This window comes from Enterovibrio coralii (assembly GCF_001559595.1).
Classification (GTDB): domain Bacteria; phylum Pseudomonadota; class Gammaproteobacteria; order Enterobacterales; family Vibrionaceae; genus Enterovibrio; species Enterovibrio coralii.
The window spans coordinates 77,650-100,280 of record NZ_LNTY01000004.1; the positions used below are offsets into that span (position 1 = coordinate 77,650).

18 protein-coding genes and 2 pseudogenes are annotated in these 22,631 nt (G+C 46.8%); 11 read left to right on the forward strand and 9 right to left on the reverse strand.

The annotated features are described in order from the left end of the window. The first annotated feature begins 135 nt into the window (after window positions 1-135). Both ATN88_RS00465 and ATN88_RS00470 read left to right on the forward strand, forming a co-directional pair. Window positions 136-1,857 (forward strand): hypothetical protein, encoded by a 1,722-nt coding sequence (locus ATN88_RS00465; RefSeq protein ID WP_067409830.1) that lies wholly within the window; start codon window positions 136-138, stop codon window positions 1,855-1,857. Next, a complete protein-coding gene (locus ATN88_RS00470) occupies window positions 1,841-3,544 on the forward strand; it encodes a hypothetical protein (protein WP_067409833.1) in 1,704 nt (567 codons plus the stop codon). Before ATN88_RS00465 ends, ATN88_RS00470 begins: the two co-directional genes overlap by 17 nt. A 766-nt stretch (window positions 3,545-4,310) precedes the next feature. Here the strand turns inward: ATN88_RS00470 and ATN88_RS00475 are convergent. From ATN88_RS00475 to iolD, 7 genes and pseudogenes are all read right to left on the reverse strand, one after another. Further along, window positions 4,311-5,114 (reverse strand): hypothetical protein, encoded by an 804-nt coding sequence (locus ATN88_RS00475; RefSeq protein WP_067409835.1) that lies wholly within the window; start codon window positions 5,112-5,114, stop codon window positions 4,311-4,313. 627 nt (window positions 5,115-5,741) lie between these two features. Next, window positions 5,742-6,860: a Gfo/Idh/MocA family protein gene (locus tag ATN88_RS00480; RefSeq protein WP_232312644.1), complete on the reverse strand. Its 1,119-nt coding sequence runs from the start codon at window positions 6,858-6,860 to the stop codon at window positions 5,742-5,744. Between the two features lie 50 nt (window positions 6,861-6,910). Then, entirely contained in the window at window positions 6,911-7,738 is an 828-nt protein-coding gene (locus ATN88_RS00485; protein WP_067409837.1) for a class II fructose-bisphosphate aldolase, read from the reverse strand. Between the two features lie 10 nt (window positions 7,739-7,748). Beyond that, a complete protein-coding gene (locus tag ATN88_RS00490) occupies window positions 7,749-8,609 on the reverse strand; it encodes a 5-deoxy-glucuronate isomerase (RefSeq protein ID WP_067409840.1) in 861 nt (286 codons plus the stop codon). 10 nt (window positions 8,610-8,619) lie between these two features. Beyond that, window positions 8,620-9,681: a 5-dehydro-2-deoxygluconokinase gene (gene iolC, locus ATN88_RS00495; protein WP_067409842.1), complete on the reverse strand. Its 1,062-nt coding sequence runs from the start codon at window positions 9,679-9,681 to the stop codon at window positions 8,620-8,622. Beyond that, window positions 9,674-10,845: pseudogene (locus ATN88_RS00500) on the reverse strand (Gfo/Idh/MocA family protein). Before ATN88_RS00500 ends, iolC begins: the two are co-directional and overlap by 8 nt. Window positions 10,846-10,869: 24 nt before the next feature. Continuing rightward, window positions 10,870-12,723: a 3D-(3,5/4)-trihydroxycyclohexane-1,2-dione acylhydrolase (decyclizing) gene (iolD, locus tag ATN88_RS00505; RefSeq protein WP_067409845.1), complete on the reverse strand. Its 1,854-nt coding sequence runs from the start codon at window positions 12,721-12,723 to the stop codon at window positions 10,870-10,872. A 250-nt stretch (window positions 12,724-12,973) separates the two neighbouring features. Between iolD and ATN88_RS26355 the strand changes: the two genes are divergently transcribed. The 7 genes and pseudogenes from ATN88_RS26355 to ATN88_RS00535 all read left to right on the forward strand — a co-directional run bounded on the left by ATN88_RS26355 (window position 12,974) and on the right by ATN88_RS00535 (window position 19,196). Next, window positions 12,974-13,375 (forward strand): hypothetical protein, encoded by a 402-nt coding sequence (locus tag ATN88_RS26355; protein ID WP_232312645.1) that lies wholly within the window; start codon window positions 12,974-12,976, stop codon window positions 13,373-13,375. After that, window positions 13,375-13,863, forward strand: coding sequence for a TIM barrel protein (locus ATN88_RS26360; RefSeq protein WP_232312646.1), 489 nt, complete (start codon window positions 13,375-13,377; stop codon window positions 13,861-13,863). The genes ATN88_RS26355 and ATN88_RS26360 overlap by 1 nt, the downstream gene beginning before the upstream one ends. Window positions 13,864-13,939: 76 nt before the next feature. Beyond that, on the forward strand, window positions 13,940-15,073 hold the full coding sequence (locus ATN88_RS00515; RefSeq protein WP_067409847.1) for an ABC transporter permease: 1,134 nt from the start codon (window positions 13,940-13,942) through the stop codon (window positions 15,071-15,073). 29 nt (window positions 15,074-15,102) lie between these two features. Beyond that, window positions 15,103-15,906 (forward strand): ATP-binding cassette domain-containing protein, encoded by an 804-nt coding sequence (locus ATN88_RS00520; RefSeq protein ID WP_067409849.1) that lies wholly within the window; start codon window positions 15,103-15,105, stop codon window positions 15,904-15,906. 130 nt (window positions 15,907-16,036) lie between these two features. Further along, window positions 16,037-17,005, forward strand: coding sequence for a sugar ABC transporter substrate-binding protein (locus ATN88_RS00525; RefSeq protein WP_232312647.1), 969 nt, complete (start codon window positions 16,037-16,039; stop codon window positions 17,003-17,005). A gap of 186 nt (window positions 17,006-17,191) precedes the next feature. Further along, a complete protein-coding gene (locus ATN88_RS00530) occupies window positions 17,192-18,247 on the forward strand; it encodes a LacI family DNA-binding transcriptional regulator (RefSeq protein WP_067409854.1) in 1,056 nt (351 codons plus the stop codon). 98 nt (window positions 18,248-18,345) lie between these two features. Beyond that, a pseudogene (locus ATN88_RS00535) lies at window positions 18,346-19,196 on the forward strand (MurR/RpiR family transcriptional regulator). A gap of 16 nt (window positions 19,197-19,212) precedes the next feature. Here ATN88_RS00535 and ATN88_RS00540 read toward each other — a convergent pair. Then, window positions 19,213-20,109 (reverse strand): phytanoyl-CoA dioxygenase family protein, encoded by an 897-nt coding sequence (locus ATN88_RS00540; protein WP_232312648.1) that lies wholly within the window; start codon window positions 20,107-20,109, stop codon window positions 19,213-19,215. Then, entirely contained in the window at window positions 20,106-20,381 is a 276-nt protein-coding gene (locus tag ATN88_RS26365; RefSeq protein ID WP_232312649.1) for a hypothetical protein, read from the reverse strand. The genes ATN88_RS00540 and ATN88_RS26365 overlap by 4 nt, the downstream gene beginning before the upstream one ends. A 153-nt stretch (window positions 20,382-20,534) precedes the next feature. Between ATN88_RS26365 and iolB the strand changes: the two genes are divergently transcribed. Beyond that, window positions 20,535-21,365: a 5-deoxy-glucuronate isomerase gene (gene iolB, locus ATN88_RS00545; RefSeq protein WP_067409856.1), complete on the forward strand. Its 831-nt coding sequence runs from the start codon at window positions 20,535-20,537 to the stop codon at window positions 21,363-21,365. Window positions 21,366-21,409: 44 nt separating this feature from the next. Continuing rightward, complete coding sequence (gene iolG / locus ATN88_RS00550) at window positions 21,410-22,399, forward strand: inositol 2-dehydrogenase (RefSeq protein WP_067409857.1); 990 nt, start codon at window positions 21,410-21,412, stop codon at window positions 22,397-22,399. Window positions 22,400-22,631: the final 232 nt, after the last annotated feature.

The following is a 22,631-nucleotide window of genomic DNA, read 5'->3' on the forward strand; positions in this document are numbered from 1 at the left end:
GGCCGATCTGCTCTAGCACGTTCTGCCTCAAAACGTTTCAGAACATATCAATCTCTCCGCTTAAGCACCTTTCAATTTGACCTAGTTATTCATATGCAGCAAAGTTCTTAATGATTATTGAGTAAGGGACGTAGAATGTCATTAGAAGAAACAAAAACTCGGTTACTAGCAGCAAGTGAAACGGCAGAAGAGTTGCTTTCTCAGGTTAATATTCTGTATATAGAGGAAATACGATCTGATGAGAAGGTCTTGAAAGATGCGTTGTCTCAGTTGCACAACGCAGGAGATATTGATCTTGTAGAGCTAGTAAGAGGAGTTGACAAAAGTACAAGCGTTTACGATTTTTTCACAATTCTGCATGCCTTTGAAAATGCATTACCTTCATTAGATGCGAGTATTGAAGATGTCCTCCGATGCCTAGTACACCTCAAACAACAGGTTGGCAGGGGAATTTATAGAGCTTTTCAACTTTTCTGTACCATGGAAGCTCAACGTCCCAGAAATAGTGTTGAATTCATCCTTGCACAAACTGAGCTGAGTGCATATGCCCCTTTTCTTTCCAGCTCAATCCTCTCATACGACTCAGACTGCGTGACCGAAGCTATCCAAGTAACAGAAAAACTGATCGCTAGCAGAAATGAGACTGTAAGAAGCCAAGCATATTTTATTTTGGGCAGGCTTGATGTAGGTGAAGCTCAGGCTAGTACTATTTGGGAACTACTTAGTGGAAGTGATGAACGTGAAAATAGCTGTTGTGCTGCGGTACTGCGGTCAATAATTTGTTTTGGTGAAGCATTCCCCTCTTACTGGCCGCAGATTGAGGAGTTTCTACTTATGTTTGTTGAGGGAGCCTCTCCAGAGGTTCTCTATGAAATATCCGATATTTTTGCCTTTCAGGAAGTTGATTTACCCGATGATGTTTTAGAGCTTCTGCTAAAACAGTTTGCCAATGTCTCCCATGAACATAAAGGTATCATAGATAATATAGATCATTTATTGGTCAATTTAGTAGCAAAGGGATCCTTTTCCATTGCCTTAAAGTTATTGGAATCTATTTTGACCGTGGGCGTGAAGTTCCCTCAATTGGATTACTTTTCCAGTGTATTACTGAGCAAGCATCGCGAGTTAATTAATCATATTGTCACAAAGTGGTTTTTGTCTGGTGATTCCTCACTTTGTCATAGTGTTACAGATCTACTTCACGACGTTATGGATGAGGATGTCGAGATAGAGGCAAAAATGGCATTGCTAGATGATGAAGTGAAGCAAATATTTGTTGGCCATAAGGCTGTTGGTTGGTTGTATACGCGCCCTGTATCGGCAGCAAGCTTCATTTTATCTATTTACAAAACTGCTTCAGCAACTACACGTAAAGAGCTTGAGCAGGTTTTGTATGACCCCTTGCTTTTAAGTTACCCGGGGGAACTAAAGCGATTCTTCAAATCACGCATTAATAAAGACTTTCAAATACACCTATGTAAGCGGTTGCTTGACAAGCTTCAGGCTTATCATTCTGATATTGAGAAAGTCTCTGGTCTAAAAGAATTGATGGCTCCCAGAGAAAATATAAGCGTTTATTGGAAAGAGTCCAACAAGAGTATGCAGGCCGCATACGAAGATGCATCAAGAGGATCGATTATAGATCTAATAGTAGCGAAGAAGACGCTATTATACGGTAATAGCTCAATTTACTACATGCATCGGGGGGATGGAGAGCAAGTGCGACAAGAGATGCCAATGCAATCTTTTTCCCATTCGACTGAAATCCCAAGGTTAAATATTTTAGATCCTGAGTCTCTAGATTACATTTTACGAGTTTACCGTTGTGAGAGGATGAAAAATGAAGCTAATTCTTAAGCAGTATTTAGCCTCTTTAAGGGAACGTCAGGAATTGGATGCGGTATTACCTGATCTATTGAGTAATATGGGGATGAATGTGTTCATTTCACCTACTCGTGGAGTCAAAGAATACGGTGTTGATATAGCGGCAGTGGGGCGAGTAAATACTCAGGAAGAAAAAGTATATTTGTTCTCTGTCAAGTCTGGAAACCTTACACGTGAGACTTGGAATGGGAATACAGATCAAGCCCTTAGACCATCACTAGATGAGATTCAAGACTCATTTATACCTAGCCGCCTACCTCCTGAACATAGAGAAAAAAAAATAGTCATTTGCTTATGTTTTGGTGGGGATGTTAACTCTGGGATTAGGCAGGAGGTATCTGGCTATGAACAGCGGAATACGCGAGACAATATTTCTTTTGAAGAATGGAATGGCGATAAGCTTTCAGAGCTTATTCAACAGTACTTGCTTAAGGAGGAGCTGCTGCCTAGCTCCAGCCAGTCTTTATTAAGAAAGTCCTTAGCTTTACTTGAAGAACCTGAGAGTTCAAGCAAACACTTTTCATTATTGATTGATGAAGTTTTGTCAAATGCCACTGATGCCGATTCTATTGCATCGTCCATAACTCGGATTAATGTTTGCTTATGGGTTTTATTTTCATGGTGTCGTGACGGAGAGAATTTAGAAGCTGCCTATCTTTCATCGGAGCGAGCCTTACTGCTGGCTTGGGACAAAGTTAAAGAGCACTACACAGGAAGGAATAAACCCTCAAAATCATTCGATAGTATTTTGGATACATATCAGAAAATTACGGACTGCTATGTGGACCGATGCTTAATTCCATATGTTGACCTGAAATACGCGCTCTCTCATGCGGTTCATTCACCATGTTCTATTGATGTAAACATTAAGTTGTTTGATGTGCTTGGACGCTTGGCTGTCAAAGGTCATTGGATTTTAGATTCACTCTGTAAGAGTTATGCTGAAAAACCACCAACAGAAAGGGAAAGCGAAGAGCAGGAAAAATTACGGCTTCGTCTCAGAGACTTAACTAGTGCAATTAATCTCATGACAGTTAATAATCCTATGTTGTTGTCTCCGTACAAAGACTCACAGGCGATTGATCTTGGTTTAGCTTTAACTTTGCTTTCAAATAATTCAGAACTTGATGATTTTGTACAGAGTTGGCTGTCAGCAGTGGTCGATAGGTGTATTTTTACTTTCGAGTGTAATAGCATGTATCCAACTGTCCACAACTCTTATGAAAAGTTGCTTGAGCATAGAAATAAAGATAAGACCAACGATAACTATAAGAATAAAGTTACGGAGGCTAGTATCTTGTACCCGCTGCTAGCTGTTTTTTGCTCGCTGTATAAACTAGATTCAGCAAGCCAAGATTTGGAGAGGTTTGCTAAAGATAGACTTACACATAGCACGCTACAGTATTGGTATCCAAACCAAAGTAGTGAACAAGACATGTACTCTAACTCAAGCACGCATGGTTCAGCATCAACAGACTTTCCAATGAATGCAAACGCGGTGCTAGAACACATAAAGCAAGAGTGTGTCAATAGTGATTCGTTTAAGAGTATGTCAGCTGTTACTAAAGGTAAGGCTCCTTTGGTACTAACAGCTTGTCGCTGCTACCGATATCCAGTTCCTTTTCATTATCTCGAGGTTTTTTTCAATGAATCTGAGTAAATAGTAAAGTCAAAGGATTTTGGGATCTCTTTGCATAACTGAAATGCAATGATTAGTAGAGATAGACTTATTTCTACTAATCTGTATTTTGATAAGTATATAACTTGTTTATGTCCAATATCTCGTCGGCGTGATCTGCTCTATCACGGTTTTGGCCAAAATAAACTGTGATCTCACATCCTCTTCACTCAAGTGTTAGTTAACTTAATTTTAATGATATCAGTTTCTGTTTGCGGTTTCGGATATTATTTGATTTCAATTCCACCCAATTTACAAATATTTTTGGGGCGGCGAAGATTTAATGTATAAGTGCAAATTGAAACGTTCACAACTATTCTCCCTATTTTTGTTGGTTTAGACCTACTTTTCAGGTATGAATTAAAGTTTATTTGCAGATGAAATTTAGTATTTTCCTATACATAACTTATCCAAAATGATTTGATCGGGACATATCCCACCACTTTTGTGAAGCCTATTTTATGTCTTGATACTGCCTCAGTCTTTTTTCCTTTCTAGATCAACATATTGACTTAAAATTCTTTAACTAATTATACTAAGAAAATAATAAGGAGAAATAGTATATAATCACTGTTGTAAAAATTATGGGAAATAAACTTATATACTGCTAAGTACATGAAACTTTCTTTACATAATGCTATTTATTGCTCTAATGTTTCCCATGACTTGCCTATACTCCATATACAAGGATTTGAAATCCCTTGTAGAGTGGAATATAGGCATAATTGTGCGATCAACTATCAAAAAGTCACGTTATGTTAATTTTATTGAAAATACGTTTCTTAATGTTTTCCAAGCTTGGGTCAGGATCGTATAAAGCTTTATTTAACATTCTTTGACCTTTAATCTCATTATTCCATTTCCTAACCCCTCCGACATATATTATGGCATGTGATATTAGCCAAGCCAAAGCGTCATATTTATCAAAAGAGTAACATCTAAGTGCTTCGCCTTCATCGGCACGAGTATAGGGAATGTAGATAAAATATTTACCATTTAGTTCACTGTTTGTTCTGATTTTAGCAACAGAAATATGATGTTCTCGATAATTTTCACTATTCGAATTATCATTAACATCTCTAAGTGGAATATGGATTTCGGTGTTATTTCTATATAAATCCGGCTTTACAATATTCTTTCCATCTAGCTTCCATGGGTATTTTGTGAAGTTTTGGTAGATTTTTAGAAATAAGAATAGAGAGTGGAAGTCATTAAAACCAGTAGCTTTTGCGAGTATGTTAGCTAACTTTGAAAAGCTATAGTTCCAACCTGATTTAGCTAGATTAGCACGAAGTCTTTCGACAAAATTGTATGTTAAATCAAAACTATGATCAAAACATAAATATGGGTATTTAGAACCTCTCTCAATCTGTTTAAGAGACTGATTATATGCGTTTACAAATTTTTCGTGCTTAAAAGTGATGTTAGCCTTCTTAAATTGAAAAATCATACAATTTAGGACATCGATAGATCGTTTTTTTCTATCAGATTCTACTGTAATGATATTCAGATCTGTAATCTCTTTGGATACACAAGATTTCTTGAAAGACATGTTAACTCCTCATCGTCGATTTTGAGGACTGGTCTGTGTCCAACGTTGACGAGCAAGTTGAAACATAAAATTGAAGTGAAAAAAGACTTACCATTCCCGAAGGATCAGACCAAAGGCTGTAAACTGCTATATTTCAAGACTTATGAATACGAGTGTCTATTTAACTCTTCTATATGATGCAGCACCTTAACTTGCTTGGTCAATATTTTTTTTGCTGTCAGCAATATGAATATATTCCATATAAAACAATAAGTTATTTAAGATAAAAGGAAAACAAAGTGTCTTATATGTGAGGTGTTGTTCCCTTTTATAAGAATATTTTTTTTCGTGGTAACTTTTCCACTAAACGTGCGTTGGAATACACTCTTAAAAGGTTAAACACCTATTCGCGGAATCGAACGCTAGATGCAGAGACTCCTCTTCGAGAAAAGCTCGTCTAAAAAAGCCTAATTTTGCCATTGGTCAACCTTCTGTTTTTGTTACATATTTCCAGTTCCCATATCTGTCTGCTTCCTCCCGCCAAATTAGAAAAGGTCGCTGAGAAATCAGCGGCCTTTTTGCTTTCAAGCCCGTTGAATTACCGCAAATCCCTCACTGGTTCCCATTTCCCCTCGTTATCTCTCGATCTCACTGCTGCAAACACAAACGCCATGCCTTGTGCGCCTCTTCGACGGTTGGGTTGGTGAGAGAAAGCGAGTCTGGCGTGTTGCCAGCAATGTCATCAACGATGTTTGAGGCAAAGTCATAGTAGAGGTTGGCGAATGCTTCGCGATAACCTTCGGGGTGGCCGATAGCAATGTGTGAAACTCGCTTGCCCGCAGGTGTTAGTCCGACACCGCCTTTTGTCAGGATGTAGGCAGGTTTATCGATAGGGCGGACAAGCAATTCGTTAGGCTGTTCTTGATGCCACTCTAAGCCGCCCTTGGTGCCGTAAATCGTGAAGCTTAAACCGTGAACAGCACCTGCGGCAGCTTGGGTAACCCAAAACACACCACGTGCATTGTTGGGATATTTCAGCAAGATCCCGCAATAATCGTCGGCGGTTCGGCCTTCGACAAGTGCGGTGACATCGGCACTCAAACTGCTGGCTTCCATACCGATGACATAGCTGGTGAGGTGATAGCTGTGCGTGGCAATGTCACCCAAAATCAATGAAGGCCCGGAAAGTTCAGGTTTCATGTGCCAGTTGGTGCCCGATTTCTCAGATTCCGTCAGAGTGGCTAAGTGCCCTTGTACATAATTACTTTGCACCATGGTGATGTCGCCAATAACACCAGAAGCAACCAACTCGCGCGCTTCTCGCACCATGGCATAGCCGCTGTAGCCATAAGCGACGCAGTAGCGTTTCCCCGACGATTTCACGAGTTGCACGAGAGAGGCCGCTTCGTCTTCAGTCATGGTCAAAGGCTTTTCACAAAACACATTGAAGCCTGCCTCTAACGCCTTAACGGATAGCTCATAGTGGCTGTTATTGGGAGTCATGATGGCGAGTGCATCAATGGGTTCGTTGTTTACCGCTTCACCTTCAAACAAGGCGTCTGGCGTAGCGTAGGGGCGGGCAATACCCATTGATTTTCCTGCGGCAACAGAACGTTCAGGGTTCGAGGAAAACACGCCAGCGACGACATCAAACTCTTCATGCATGGTTGCACCAGAGCGGTGTATTGCACCGATGAAAGAATCTGGTCCACCACCAATCACACCCAAGCGAAGTCGTCTTCCTAACGTTTTGTATGCTTTGCTCATAACCTTTCCTTATTCATTCTGTGCGGCCGAATTGTGTCGGGAAAAACAGCTCAAGACAGAAGCGCTAGCACGCGCATGGCTTCTTGTTGCAATGCCGGCATCGCTTTGGCCGCGAAATATTGCTTATCAAACTTTTTGGGCTCGTTCGTCATTGCTTCGCGAATGGCATTGCCGAAAGCCATTCTGAGTGTGGTGCCCACGTTGAATTTCGCGATGCGCTGTGTTTTGAGTTTCAGCAGATCGGTTTCTGAAATACCCGTAGTACCGTGGATGACCAAAGGCAGTGTTGTGGCGGCTTGAAGCTTCGCGAGCAACGGGAAGTCGATTGGGCTGCCTGCTTCTGTCATTCGGTGCACATTGCCGACAGAAACGGCCAGCGCATCAATACCGGATTCCTTTGCGTAAATGGTCGCCTCTTCGGGAACCGTGAAGGCAGATTTAATATGATCTCGACCCTCCTGATAGGGAACAGAGCCTAATTCGCCTTCCACGCTCACACCGACTGCATGGGCAACCTCGACCACGTTCTTGGTGCGGCGAATATTTTCTTCTAAGGGAAGCTGAGAACCGTCGAACATCACGGAAGTAAAACCACAATGAATGGCGCGAAAGACGATGGCTTCTTCATAGCAGTGGTCGAGATGAACACAGACCTTAGCAGTACTGGCTTTTGCCAGAGGTAGCAGCAAACCCGCCATGGCTTCCACGCCTGCTAAATCCACCATGTCTTTGTTTACGGCCAGTATGACAGGGCGATCCAGTGCTTCCGCCGCACCGATAATGGCTTTGGCTTCTTCTATGCCGAAGACATTGCAGCAAGCCACGGCACCGTTTGATGCCGCTTCGTTTGGGAGGAGATCATTGAGTGTAACCAGCACAACGCACTCCTTACTTAAATTTGGCGACCATGTCTTTAATGCCGGGAATGGTATGTACTTGATACTCATGATGAGGGTCGAAGTACTGCACCAGCGACTTACTTTTCTCACCCACGATGATGGTGAAGTAATACATCTCGTAGCCGGGTGCAGCCACAGAAGGGTGGTAACCTTTATCAATCGCAATCACGCTGCCTGTGCGCACATGGTAGACGGGGCCAAAATCATCTTCATGTTCATAAAGGAACTGTGCGCCGAAGCCAAAGTCAGGGTTAAATCTGAATTGGTAGACTTCTTCATAGCGGGTCTCGTTAGGCGGACGCTCTTCATCATGCTTGTGTGGCGGGAACCCAGACCAACCGCCTGCGCCGACCGTAAACAGCTCGCTGACAAGCAAACGGCCGCGTTTGTCTGCGTTTTTCTGGCCAAGAATGTGCTTAATTTTGCGGTGCGTTTTTGTGTCGTCGCTGCCGTATTGCACTTTGTCGGTGTCGTCTGGGCGAATCACGAAAGGTTCGAGCTTTGCAGCCTCAGGTTCTGCGTCATAGCGACCACCTGCGATTAAGACATCTGCATTATCTGAAACGCAAGTAATGGTGGCTGTGCTCCCTTGAGGTACATAAACACCAGAAGGGTCGCCATCCCAAACATGAGCGCGCTCGCCGACGTTGTCAAAGTCTTCACCATCGACGGAAATATCACAGGTACCGCCAGCTAACACGATGGCAGACTCGTAGCCATCAATCTGATGAACGAATTGTTCGCCTTTGGCGAGCTTGACCGGATTGAAGTAACAGAGAGGGGTTGTGTCATCATTGATGCCAATGACAGGTTCGTTTCTGTTATCAAACGGCGGGATATGTTTTCCCATGATTAACTCCTTATTCTGTCCCTGAAAGAGGTGAGTGCGAGATTGTCCGTTCGCTGAATTGATAACCTCTTTGAAGCATGAAATCTTTCAATGGGAGAAGTGCAGACATCGCATCTGCACAGGTGTCTCCCATCACATTGATGGCCGCATTAGCCGCCCCCATGGCAATCGCGTCTTTTAAGCAAACGTGGTTGAGCAGACCAAACAGAAGTGCCGCAGCAAAGGCATCACCGGCACCATAGGGCTTGCGAGCTTCTACCGGAAAGACGGATTGGGAAAGGCTGACCAAGTTGTGGTTCATATCAAGGCCAAAAACGTCGCAGCCCTCAGACCCCGCCTTGACGATGACCAACTCAGTGTTATGGCTTAACAGCTCTGACGCCGCATTAATGTGGTTGTCTTCCACATCAAAGGGCATACCCATCACTTCAAACTCTTCGCGATTCCCAATCACCACGTCGCTAAAGGATGCGGCGAGACGATAAAAGTGCGGAGGATCGTCGGAAGATACCCACGAGTAGGGGCGATAATCGAGATCTAGGATGACCAACGTCCCTGCAAGTTGTGCGGTTTGCATGGCATGCAATGTGGCTTCGCGAGAAGGGCTTTTTGAAAGTGCCGTGCCGGTGACAAACAAACATCGAGAGGATGCCAAGTAGTCACCGTTTATCTGCTCGGTAGACAGTGCCAGATCCGCTGCGTTGTTGCGGTAAATCACGACTTCTGGCTCTGGTCGAAGCTCGGCAATGGCAAGACTGGTGCGGTATTCGCCCTTGAGCGTGGTCATGCCATCCAGATTAATGCCTTTTTCCGACAGATAGTCTTTCACATATCGGCCTTGCGTATCGTCAGAGACGCAAGAGATAAAGCCCACTTTTGCACCTAAGGTGGCAAGACCCACAGCCACATTGCCGGATGAACCGCCGACGCATTTCTTGAAGCTGGACTCAGCAGCGAAATTTGCCCCGTCGGTGTTGCCGTATAGATCCACACCCGCGCGTCCAAGGCATATCACGTCGAGTGGACGCGAAGCATTGGAATCCCAATCAGAAAGGTGAATAGAATCAGTCATAGTCCACCCAAACGGCCCCGTTATCGGCCGATCTGACACACGCATCCACCAATTTGACGCCATCAATACCGCCGTCGATATTCGGGTACCAATGGTTTGCCAAAAATTCTGTGTCGTTGCGTTCGTGAGCGTCGATGGCTAAGGCATAGCGGTGATATAAGTTTGCCCACGATTCGAAGAAACCTTCCGCATGCCCGCCGCTTGGCGATTGGCAGCCACACCAGGATCATCGTTGTAGAGGTAACCCATCCCGCGTTCGAGGATGCGAACAGGCTCTCCCTGAATTTCATACCTAAGCTGGTTTGGGTATTCATCCCACCATTCGAGGCTCGCTTTCTCGCCAACAATGCGCACCTTTTGTTGGTGCATCGAACCTGAATTGATAGCACTCGCCCACAGCGTGCCGACGGCACCGTTTTCAAATTGGAAAACGATATGTGCGTTATCTTCAAGCGGCGCCCGTGATTCGATAAAGCTCTGACGCGAACACATCAAAGACTTCACTTTTAAGCCTGTGATCATTCCTGCCATATAGAAGGGATGTGTACCGCAATCGCCGATGATAAAGCTTGGGCCAGACACTTCAGGGTTCATTCGCCATTTCGCACCAGGGCTGTCTTTTTCCACTTCAGTGTTGTGAAAGCCATGCGCAAAGGACATTTGGATAACGCGCACGTCACCAATGTCGCCACGACGCACCATTTCTCTCGCTTGCTGAACCATAGGGAAACCCGTGTAGCCGTACATTACTGCCAGCATTTTGTTTTGCTTTTCAGCCAAGGCTTTAAGCTCAATGGCATCAGCGGCATGAATAGTCACGGGCTTTTCGCATACGACGTGAAGCCCCGCTTCCAACGCCGCTTTTGCAATTTGATGGTGGGTGGCGTTGGGTGTGGCAATGGACACCGCTTGAATGCCGTCTTCACGTTTGGCTTCTTCAGCAAACATGGTTTGGTAGTCGGGATAGCACCGCTCGGGTGAAAGTCCCAATTTGGTGCCAAAGTCACGGCCACGCTCAGGGTCGATATCTAATGCGCCAGCCACAAAAGAGAACAAGCGATCGCGCTGTGCGGCCGCACGGTGAGAATAGCCAATTTCACTGCCTCTGCCGCCGCCGACCATGCCCCAGCGGATGGGGGTGAGTTGTGTTTCTTCATTAAACATTTTCACGCACTCCTTTCGCTGAATCTAAACGCCGCGGCGTTGGTGTTGGCGACCCGCTTCCCAGTTATCGCGGGCTTCATTTACACTTGGATTGTCAGAAACTTCTGATAGACCCACTTCCCACCATGCATCACAAGATGACCACACGGTATCGTCGATATCGACAACCAACACATAAGTCCGGTCGGCGGCTTTCGCACGTTCGAACGCAGCGTCGAAATCGTTTAAGTGGGTGACTTTCTCTGCATGTGCCCCGAGTCCACGCGCATGGCTGACAAAATCCACACGTGGCAAATCGTAGTCGCGCTCTGTGGTGCAATCTTCAAGTTGGTTATTAAAGGCTGTATTTCCTGTATTGGTTTGAAGCTTGCGAATAACGGCAAAGCCACCGTTGTCACATACCACCACAATCATCTTGTGTCCCGTCAACACAGAGCTGTAGATATCTGAATTCATCATCAGGTAAGAACCATCACCCACCATGACGATAGATTCCTTGTCCGGTCGTGCGATTTTGTTACCCCATCCGGCGGCAAGCTCATAACCCATGCAAGAGAAACCAAACTCCACATCAAGTGAATACGGGTAGGTCGCTTGCCAGTTCATATTGATTTCAGCGGGCAAGCCGCCTGCTGCGGTGATGACGCGATCACCTTCTCCAAGTGATTGGTTCACCTTACCCACGATTTGCGCGTAGGAGGGAAGTGCGGTGTTGCTTGCCACAGTGCGATTCTCGACAATCTCTGTCCAAGCCGCTTTTTCAGCGCGTCCTTTTTGCGTCCATGTTGAATCAGTGCTGAAGTCACCGAGAGCGACAGTGAGTTGTTCAATCGCGGCTTTTGCGTCAGAAATAATGGATTGCGCCATATGTTTGGTGGCATCAAAACGTCCGGCGTTGATGCTAATCAGCTTCATATCGGGGTCGCGGAATACTGTCCACGAACCCGTGGTGAAATCTTGTAATCGAGTGCCAATCGCCAGAACAAGGTCGGTGTCGTGGCACATGTGGTTTGCACTGTTTGAACCTGTGGTTCCGATCGGACCGCAATTTAAAGGATGGTCATCAGGCAGCAGTGTTCTCCCTGCGATGGTTTCCACCACGGGTATTTGATGCTGTTCTGCAAATGCAATGAGAGACTCGCGCGCACCGGAGTAAAACACACCGCCGCCAGCGACGATAAGCGGACGCTTTGCGGTTTTGAGCGCTTCTGCTGCTAATGCGATATCGACCGATTCTGGCTGCGGGCGACGAATGCGGTGCACTTTTGGCGCAAAGAAACTTTCAGGAAAATCCCATGCCTCGCCTTGAACATCTTGTGGCAACGCAATCAAAGCTGGCCCGCAATCCGCAGGGTCTAACATGGTTGCAATGGCTTGTGGCAACGCAACGGTCAACTGGGAGGGCGCATTGATGCGATCCCAAAAGCGGGTGACGGATTTAAAAGCATCATTCACTGTGAGAGAAGGATTAGCAAAGTGCTCGGTTTGCTGCAGCACAGGATCGGGCAAGCGCGACTGAAAGGTATCACCGCATAGCAGCAGAAGCGGTAAGCGATTGGTATGTGCAACGCCCGCCGCTGTCACCATATTTGCTGCCCCCGGACCGACAGAAGAGGTTGCAATACCAATGCGTTGGCGTTTGTTTGCTCTCGCATAAGCAATGGCTGCGTGTGCCATCGATTGCTCATTTTGGCCACGCCATGTCGGGAAAACGGACTGGTTCTCATACAACTGCTGTCCCAAACAGGTCACATTCCCGTGACCGAAAATGGCAAATGCACACCCAAACAGCGATGTGATTTCTCCATCTATTTCAATCTGTTGAGCGGCTAAATACCGCACCAACGCTTGTGCTGTTGTCAGTCTTACCGTACCCATCCTGGAATCTCCGCTAGTTTTCCTTGTTTGCAATAATAGTAGCCATGTAATGAAAATGTTTTCAAATCGTGAAGGTTGAAAAACTAGATTTAGCCCTCGTTTTTCATTTTACATGGCTGCTCATGGCCAAATTGTGCATTTTTGAGACGGTTGGTCGTTTGACAAAATGAAATCATTACCATAAATGTTTAAAAAGTGTTAACGAGATATTAAATCAAGATGGTTCTTGAAGGTGGTCAGGAGGTTTTCTTTGGAACTGAAAATTGCGAATGCGCCTTGCTCTTGGGGTATTGAGTTTGCGGACAATCCCGCTAACCCGACTTGGCAGACAGTGTTAAACGAAATTTCTGGTGCGGGATACGGGGCGACTGAATTGGGCCCTCTCGGTTATCTCCCCACAGATAAAGATGCGTTGAATGATGCGTTAAGCTCGCGCTCTTTGGGGCTTATCGCTGGAACACTTTTTGTTTACCTACACAGGCCAGAAGAGCGTGAAGCGATATTCGAGAAAACACACACCACGTGCCAAATATTGAAGGAGCAGGGTGCGGATTATCTCGTCGTTATCGACATGTGTCCTCGCCTCGAACGGATGAAGCAGGGCAGATCGAAACGGCAACGCGCCTTACCGATGAGCAGTGGTCGGAGATGATGACAACGTTACGTGGCGTCGGTGAAATATGCGCGCAATACGGCGTCACACCCACGCTACATGCGCATGCGGGAACGTTTATTGAGTACCGCGATGAATTAGACAAAGCGATGCGCGATCTACCACCAGAGTTGATGTCGCTGTGCGTCGATACAGGCCATTGCGTCTACGCAGGTATGGACCCTAGCGAGGTGATTCGGACCTACAAAGACAGAGTGAAATACCTTCACTTCAAAGACATCAATGCAGAGGTTTTGGCGGCGTCGGTGGCGGCAGGGAAAGATTTCTATGCGGCAATTGGTGACAACATTTTTTGTCCGCTTGGACAAGGGTGTGTGAACTTCGAAGAAGTCAGACAAACGCTTATCGATATTGATTTCAATGGTTGGGTCACCGTGGAGCAGGACACCGATCCTGCCGCGAAAAGTGACGCAAAGACGGATGCAGAAAAGAGCAGGGTATTTATTGAAAAAACAGTGATTGCATAAAGGATTTGCCGCAAGAAAGTGGCAGGACGTTGAGCCCAAGCTTAGGCTCAAATCAGAGAAGGACAGCGGAGGCAGTATGGCGGTTAAAGAAGCCGAATCGGGGACAGATTCAAAACCACTCGCGCCGGGTGATGAGCGGGTTAGGAAAGTTTCGACATTAAACCGATTGTTATCGAGACCTGAACTTGGGTCAGTGTCTGGGGCAATTCTGGTGTTTGCGTTCTTTGCATTGGTTGCTTGGGACTCAGGCATGTTCAATGCAGACGGCATTGTGAACTGGACGGTAGTTTCAGCACAACTTGGGATAATCGCTGTTGGCGCATGTCTTCTGATGATTGCGGGGGAGTTTGATCTTTCCATTGGCTCCATGATTGGTTTTGCCGGGATGATGATAGCCATACCCGCCGTTTATTGGGGTTGGCCAGTGTGGGCGGCCATTATCTTTGCTTTTGTTGGCGCGATGGCCGTGGGCTTTTTAAACGGGTACATCGTGGTTCGAACAGGACTTCCTTCTTTTATTGTTTCTCTTGCTTTCCTGTTCATCCTTCGTGGTCTCACCATTGCCCTTTCTATTGCACTCACTAACAAAACCATCATTTCAGGCGTAGGTAACATTGCGGAAGGCGATTGGCTTGCGGCGATGTTCGGCGGTCAGATTGGAACAGGATTCTTCACCTGGCTCGGCAACATGGGTTGGATTGAAACCTATTCCGACGGTACACCAGTAGTAACAGGTCTGCCGATGGTTGTTGTTTGGTGGTTCTTGCTGACAGCTGTGTGTTCATTTGTGCTGCTTCGTACCCGTTTTGGTAACTGGATTTTCGCCTCAGGCGGTGATGCAAATGCCGCGAAAAACGTGGGTGTACCAACGGATCGCGTGAAAATCATGCTGTTCATGTTTACCGCATTCTGCGCAACAGTATTTGCAGCTTGTCAGGTGTTGGAATTTGGGTCAGCGGCGGCAGACCGCGGTTTGCTCAAAGAGTTTGAAGCCATTATCGCAGCGGTAATCGGCGGTGCTTTGCTGACGGGCGGTTATGGTTCGGTCATCGGCGCATTCTTTGGCGCACTGATTTTCGGTGTGGTTCAAATGGGTATCTTCTTTACGGGCGTGGACTCAGATTGGTTCCGCGTGTTCCTTGGCGTCATGTTGTTGATTGCGGTGCTGTTTAACAATTTCATCCGCAAGAAAGTGACGAGCGCGCGATAGCGTATTGATAGGAATAAGGGAGAAAAGCCATGGCAGATTACATTTTAGAACTGAAGAAGGTCAGTCGGTATTTCGGCTCAGTTATCGCGCTCAAAGACATTGATATGCAAGTAAAGATGGGCGAAGTCCACTGTCTGCTTGGCGATAACGGGGCAGGTAAATCCACCTTGATCAAAACGCTTGCAGGAGTGCACAAACCTTCGGAAGGTGAGTTCCTCATGAACGGTAAACCGACAGTGTTTGCCTCTCCACGTGATGCGCTAGATGCTGGTATCGCAACGGTTTATCAAGACCTCGCATTGGTGCCTTTGATGAGTGTGACTCGCAACTTCTTTATGGGACGCGAACTCACCAAAAAAATCGGTCCCTTTGAAGTGTTTGATACTAAAAATGCTAACGAAATTGCCAAAGCGGGCATGAAAGACATGGGGATAGATGTACGAGATCCTGAGCACCCAATCGGCACCATGTCGGGCGGTGAACGCCAGTGTTTGGCGATTGCACGTGCAATCCATTTCGGCGCAAAAGTGCTGATCCTTGATGAACCCACCGCAGCGTTGGGTGTGAAGCAGTCTGCCAATGTGCTGAAAGTGGTCGCAAGAGCGCGAGGTAAAGGCCTTGCGGTGATACTGATCACCCACAACGTTCACCATGCGTATCCGATAGCAGATAGATTTACGCTACTTAATCGTGGTAAGAGCTTGGGAACATGGCTGAAGAAAGACGTTAGTCGTGAAGAAATCCTCGAGATGATGGCGGGTGGACAAGAGCTTGAGTCACTCGAAGCAGAATTGGCTGAATTCCAGCGGGCAGATGCTGCCTCTGCGAGTTAGGCTTTTAAAGAGAGAAGAGTAAATGGGCAATTGGCAACCCATAAAAGTATCGCCGTAACCGAGCAGACCTTAACTGAACAGGAATGAAGTCTGTAAAGGATCCAACAATAAGTAATTTGGAGAACACCGGATGAATACCCTACTTAAATCTGTAGCAAAGAGAGCGTCCGTCCTTGTGTTAGCAATGGCTGCCAGTTTGGCCGCAATGCTGCCGGGCACAGCACTTGCTGATGGCGAACGATTTGTTTTGATTAGCCACGCACCGGATTCAGATTCTTGGTGGAACACCATCAAGAATGCGATTGGTACAGCGGGTGAACAACTCAATGTGGAAGTGGAATACCGTAACCCTACTACGGGCGACTTGGCCGATATGGCACGTATTATCGAGCAGGCCGTTGCATCAAACCCTGACGGTATCATTACCACCATTGCGGACTACGAAGTGCTGAAAGGCCCACTGGAAAAAGCGAACAAGAAAGGCATCCCAGTAGTGACCATCAACTCTGGTACGCATCAGCAAAGTGAGGACGTGGGCGCAATCCTCCACGTAGGACAACCAGAATATGATGCAGGCTTTGGTGCAGGTAAGCGCGCGAAGAAAGATGGTGTAAAAAGCTTTGTGTGTGTAAACCACTACATCACAAACCCTGCATCAGTTGAGCGTTGTCAGGGCTTTGCAGACGCACTGGGTGTTGAGTTGGGTAGCCAAATGATCGATGTGGGTCAGGATCCAACAGGCATCGAGAAGAAAGTGTCGGCGTACCTGCGTGCAAACCCAGATACAGACGCGGTTCTTACACTGGGTCCAACGTCTGCGCACCCAACTATTCGCGCACTGGATAAGAGCCGTCAACTTGGCAAAATCTACTTCGGTACCTTTGACCTTAGTGGCGAGATCGCTCAGGGCATCAAAGATGGCAACATCCAATGGGGTATCGATCAGCAACCGTTCCTACAAGGCTATGTGCCTGTGATGGTGCTGACTCTTTACAACCGTTACGGTATCTCTCCTTCGAACAACATTAACTCTGGTCCTGGCTTCGTGACCAAAGACAACGTTGAGTTGGTAGAGAAATTGGCGGGTGAATACCGTTAATCAGTAAAGCTAACACTGCGGTCATATTTATCCCTCTTATGGCTGCAGTGTTATTTCTTTTGTACCTCACGAAATATCACATTTGCCTAATACACCGTAATTGGGCGGTGTGCAGCTGCAAACAATTTCATTAAGATAATGCAGTGCCATGTTGGCAAAGGAAAACTTTTTAAGCGGGAATGCGTTATGACAAAAGAAGCTCAGGTAGCTGCCACGCCACCTATTCAGAAAAAGCGAAAAGTGACGGTTGTGGAAGTCGCTGAGGCGGCTGGCGTGTCAGTGTCTGCGGTATCGCGCGCATTTAACCCTGAAGCAAGCATTTCCCGCCCACTTCGCGAAAAAGTCTTCAAAGCCGCGGCATCACTAAACTACAAGCCTAACCGCTTGGCGAGGGGAATAAAGTCCCGTTCAAGCTTGGTTGGGATTCTGATGACCGACTTTAATAACCCCTTTTACTTACCCATTCTTTCGCGGTTCACCACTGAAATTCAGAAGCGGAATTGCCATAGCTTGCTGATCCATGTCGATGGCGACATGGACATTCAAGAAGCGGTAGAGCTGGTGATGGAATACAACGTCGATGGGTTAATCATCACGTCCGCGACCTTGCCGCAAGAACTCGTAGAGGCATGTCATTCGCAAAATACACCCGTGGTGATTTTTGGCCGTGATTCAAGCGAAAACAGTGTCACTGTGGTGAGTTGTGACAACGTGTTGGCAGGGAATATGGCTGCTGACATGTTATTGGATGCGGGGTATACCAAGCCGGCGTTTGTGGCGGGGCCGATTGGCACTTCTGCCACCATTGACCGTCAACGCGGATTTATCGCAAGGTTGATGGAAAGGGGGTGTCATCAGTGGCAAGTCGTGGAAGGCGGCGAGTTCAGTTATGACGCAGGGTATGATGCGACATTGCGCATTTTCCAGCACACGGAAAAACCCGACGCGCTTTTCTACGCCGATGACATTATGGCTTGTGGCGGAATGGATGCGCTTCGCTACGAACTCGGTTTCAGTGTTCCTGAACAAATCGGAGTGGTGGGCGTGGATGACATTCGGTTGGCAAAAAGCCGTTCGTACAATCTCTCTACGATTCGACAGCCCAATGAACAGATGATCCAAAGCACCATTGATGCCTTGTTTGAGCACATTGCCGATTCAGATATTCCAGCTCGTTCGATTACGCTTCCTTGTGAGCCTGTTGTGCGCGGCTCCACGCAGAAATATCCATCTAGCTCTTAATTGCTGTGTGATAACCGTCTGTTCAAAAGCAAAATGTTTATTTCAAAAGCCATAACGACGGTTTACACTTCCCTTGAATGCTTTTTGCAGGGAATCTCATGGCAACCGCTAATCATCTCGCTGAATTACAGCTACAAATTCGTCAACGTTATCCAACCTTAAGTAAGCGATTACAACAAGTTGCCCAATATGTGCTGGATAACCCCAACAGCATCGCGTTTGATACCGTCGCTGTGATTGCCAGTCATGCGGATGTGCCGCCATCGACCCTGATCCGTTTTGCAAATGCATTTGATTTCAGCGGCTTCAATGAAATGAAACAATTGTTTCGCAAGAAGCTGGTTGAAGAAACTTCTAGCTACACCAAGCGCGCTCAACTCATCCAACGTGACCAAGAGGGGAGTAATTGGGGCGAAACGCCGTCCGATGTTCTCAATCAGTTTGTTCATGCCAATTCTATGGCGTTGCAAGAGCTAGCGTCTTCAATACCCGAAAGTCAGCTCAATGATGCCGTCGATCTACTTGAAAATGCCGATACGATTTACATCGTTGCAATGCGTCGAGCGTTCAGCATTGCCTCTTATTTGGCGTATGCGCTGAGCACCTTGAGCGACGAGTCATCCTTGTCGACAGCATTGGTTGTATGGGGGCTGAGCAGCTTTCCCGTATCAGTGACAAAGACCTTTTGGTGTCGGCAAGCTTTTCCCCGTATTCACCAGAAACCGTGAAGCTTTGCGAACGAGCAAGTCACTCGAACGCCAAGCAAATCGTATTCACTGACAGCCAACTTAGTCCTTTGGCAATGAACAGCGATGTTTGCTTCCTGATTAATGAAGCCGAGGTCGAGTCTTTCCGCTCTCAAACGGCAAGTCTGTGCTTAGCGCAAAGCTTGGTCGTCTCTCTTGCGTTTCGTTTGAGCCGCAAAGAGGATGCAAAGACCGCGGGATAACCGTTTTTGCCCAGACTTATGCCCGCTGTTTCTCGCGAAGCTGCGCAAGGGCTATTTCAAAGGTCTCGCTGTCCATTTTCTCATTGAGTGCCCGCACCAGCAGGGCTTCCATACTTTCCGGGGCTAAGCCGCCAATGGGTGGGTCGGTGTCCAAATTGGTTGGAAAGGCATACCCGTCCGCGGCGACACACGCGATAGTCGCTTTTTCGTCATCAGTGAGCGCGGCACAGTGCCATTGTGTGGAAAGTGAGGGGTATATCTTTCTGCAGATATGCGCGCTATCAACGGTTTCCATCGGTTTGCCAAACGCGGAAGAAACCTGAAGAAGATTGGCGCACCGGTGAAAGTCTGTCGTTAGGTTTTCGCCAGCTGCATGGAACAACGCCGGATTGAAGAAAACCGCATCTCCCTTTTCAAGAGGGAGCTGAACGCAATGCTGTTCAAAGTAATCCTGAAATGCTTTCTGATGGTAAGCCACGTAACCTTGAGGGTAGAGGTGAGAATAAGGGAGAAGCTTTGTGGGGCCGCTTTCCAAAGGCATATCTGTGTGTGCGACAGCACCTTGTAAGGTCAACATGGCGGACATTTGCTGTGTATGGAGAGGGTATCGAACCGTTTCATCCGGTTGTTGGAACCCCAAGTGATAGTCGCGATGAGAGACTTGGGCCTTTCCTCCCGGGCGCACAATATTGACCTGTGCAGTCACCTGAAAGTGGGGGCCTAACCAAGCTTCACTGACAACAGCCAAAAGCGGATTTTTGTAATACTGAATAAAAATTTCAGGGTCCACGTCTGCGCTTTTCTGAAACACATTCCAAATCCGACCATTCGCTTGTGCGCCTTCTGCGCCGAAATGGTCACCCGCACCATAGCCGCTTTCAGCCTCAAGAATCTTCTCAAATACTTCGCTCATGCGGTCGATGACAGACGTATCTTTGTAAAATTGTTTGATGGCGACAACGCCGGGCCCAGTAAGAAGCACACTTGCCATTTCTTCTTGATACGCTCTGGTGGCATGCAAGCTTGAATGATGTCTTGTCCTTGATAAACAGGCACATTTTTTATTACATCAAATGCCAGTGGATAATCATTTGATGATGTGGTTCGAGAACAGTAAAGGCTAAACGCATCGAGGTCGCAATCGGTTGTTTGGTAAAACGCCTTTGGTTCCAGTGACTTTCTCATCAGCCCTCTCCATCCTGCCTGTTTTTCAGATCCCTTATTTCACTCTAACACCAAAATGAAATATTAATTTCAAAATAGTGAGAACTGAAAAAAATGTTCTATTATTGCCTGATTGATGTTGATGAGTTTGTCATTGGATGACAGGGAGGTGAGATGTCAACGCTATTGAGTAAGCGCACTGCCTTGGATGCGCAAGGACGATTTCAATGCATAACACCTGAATCTGCTGGGTGGGAATATGTTGGGTTTGAAGCCTACTCGTTGGATGAAGGACAGTCTTTGTCGTTTATCGCGGGTGCAGAAGAAGAGATCTGTCTGGTGCTCGTCGGTGGGCATGCCGAGGTGACACTAAATGGAAAATCTCTTGGAAAACTGGGAGATAGAGCTGAGCCTTTTGAGAAAAAGAAACCGTACTCTCTTTATATAACTGCAGGCGACATTGCATCACTGACCACAACGTCTCCATTAGAGTTGGCCGTTTGTCGCGCACCGGGCAAAGGAACATTTCCATCCCGCGTTATCTCACCCGAGGACGTTGGTGCCGAAGCGAGGGGAGTAGGAAATAACAAACGTTACGTTCACAACATTTTGCCTGATACCGCAGACGCTGACAGCCTTTTGGTTGTTGAAGTCTATACCGATGAGGGGTGTACCAGCTCCTATCCCAGCCACAAGCACGATACAAACGCGCCGCCGACAGAAACACATTTAGAAGAAACCTATTATCACCGATTGAATCCGTCTCAGGGCTTTTGTATTCAACGGGTTTATACCGATAACCGAGAGCTCGATGAATGTATGGCCGTTTACGATGGGGACGTTGTGATGGTGCCAGAAGGCTATCACCCCGTCGCAACGATCGCGGGTTACGACAGCTATTACCTCAATGTCATGGCTGGGCCAATTCGTAAATGGCTATTTACGTGGGAAAGCGGCCATGAATGGGTCAACAGCTCAATCTACGCAGACAAACACAATGGATAACGTTTGTTCTTAAAAGCATTCTAAAAATCAGCAAAGGAGAAGCCATGTTTAATATCGCGTTGTTCGGTTGTGGACGCATAGGAAAAGTCCACGCCGTGAATATTGCCGCTCATCCAAATACCCAGATTAAAGCGGTCATCGACCCTTATCACGAAGGTGCTGTGCAGTTGGCCAATCAGTACGGCGCAACGGTGATGAGTGTGGATGAGGCAATGGCCGATAAGGATATCCACGCGGTTTGTATTTGCTCTGCCACGGATACTCATGCTGACCTTATTGAGCAAGCGGCATTAGCGGGTAAAGCCATATTTTGTGAAAAGCCTATCGACCTCAGCTTGTCGCGCGTTGCAGCCTGTTTAGAGGTGGTCGACAACGCCGGTGTGAAACTACTGGTTGGCTTTAATCGCCGCTACGATCCTCAATTTCGCACGCTACGAGAGCTTTTTGACAGCGGTGCAGTGGGTAAGGCAGAGACGCTTGTTATTACTTCGCGTGACCCGTCACCACCGCCAGCAGAGTATGTCCGTGTTTCAGGCGGCATATTCAGAGACATGTCCATTCACGATTTGGACATGGCTCGTTTCATCCTCGGTGAAGACCCAATTTCGGTGTCTGCACATGGTTCGTGTTTGGTGGATCCGGCGATAGGCGAGGCGGGAGACATCGACAGTGCTGTCGTGATTCTTCGTTTCCCGTCAGGCGCAATGGCGAACATCATCAACAGTCGTCGCTCTGGTTATGGTTATGATCAGCGTATTGAGCTTCATGGCAGCAAAGGCATGCTCAAAGCAGGCAATGTACGCGAGCACTTGGTGGAGCATTGGGGAGATGAGCATTGTTCCAGCGCCAAGCCTCAGAACTTCTTTCTGGAACGCTACAAAGAGGCCTACATCGATGAATGGCAGCATTTCGTTGATGTGCTTGAAGGTAAAGCGGAACCGCAATGCTCTGGGATTGATGGAGAGCTTGCCTTGGAGTTGGCAGATGCGGCGTTGGAATCACTCCAGCAACACAAAACCGTCGAGCTGAAATAGTGAGAAATACGACGAATGAAAGATGCAGCCAATGGGCTGCATTTTTTATTTTGGATGGGCGTCAGTACTCTTCACAAACTTACGTCCGTGATGAAATGTTTATTTCACTGGTTGCGAAATGAGCAGGGTTTGATTAGGCTTAAATGAAACGTATATTTCATTATGTTCGAGGTTTGGAATGACTAAATCATCTACTTGGTCATTTCATCGGTTAGCACTAGCAGGGAGCGAA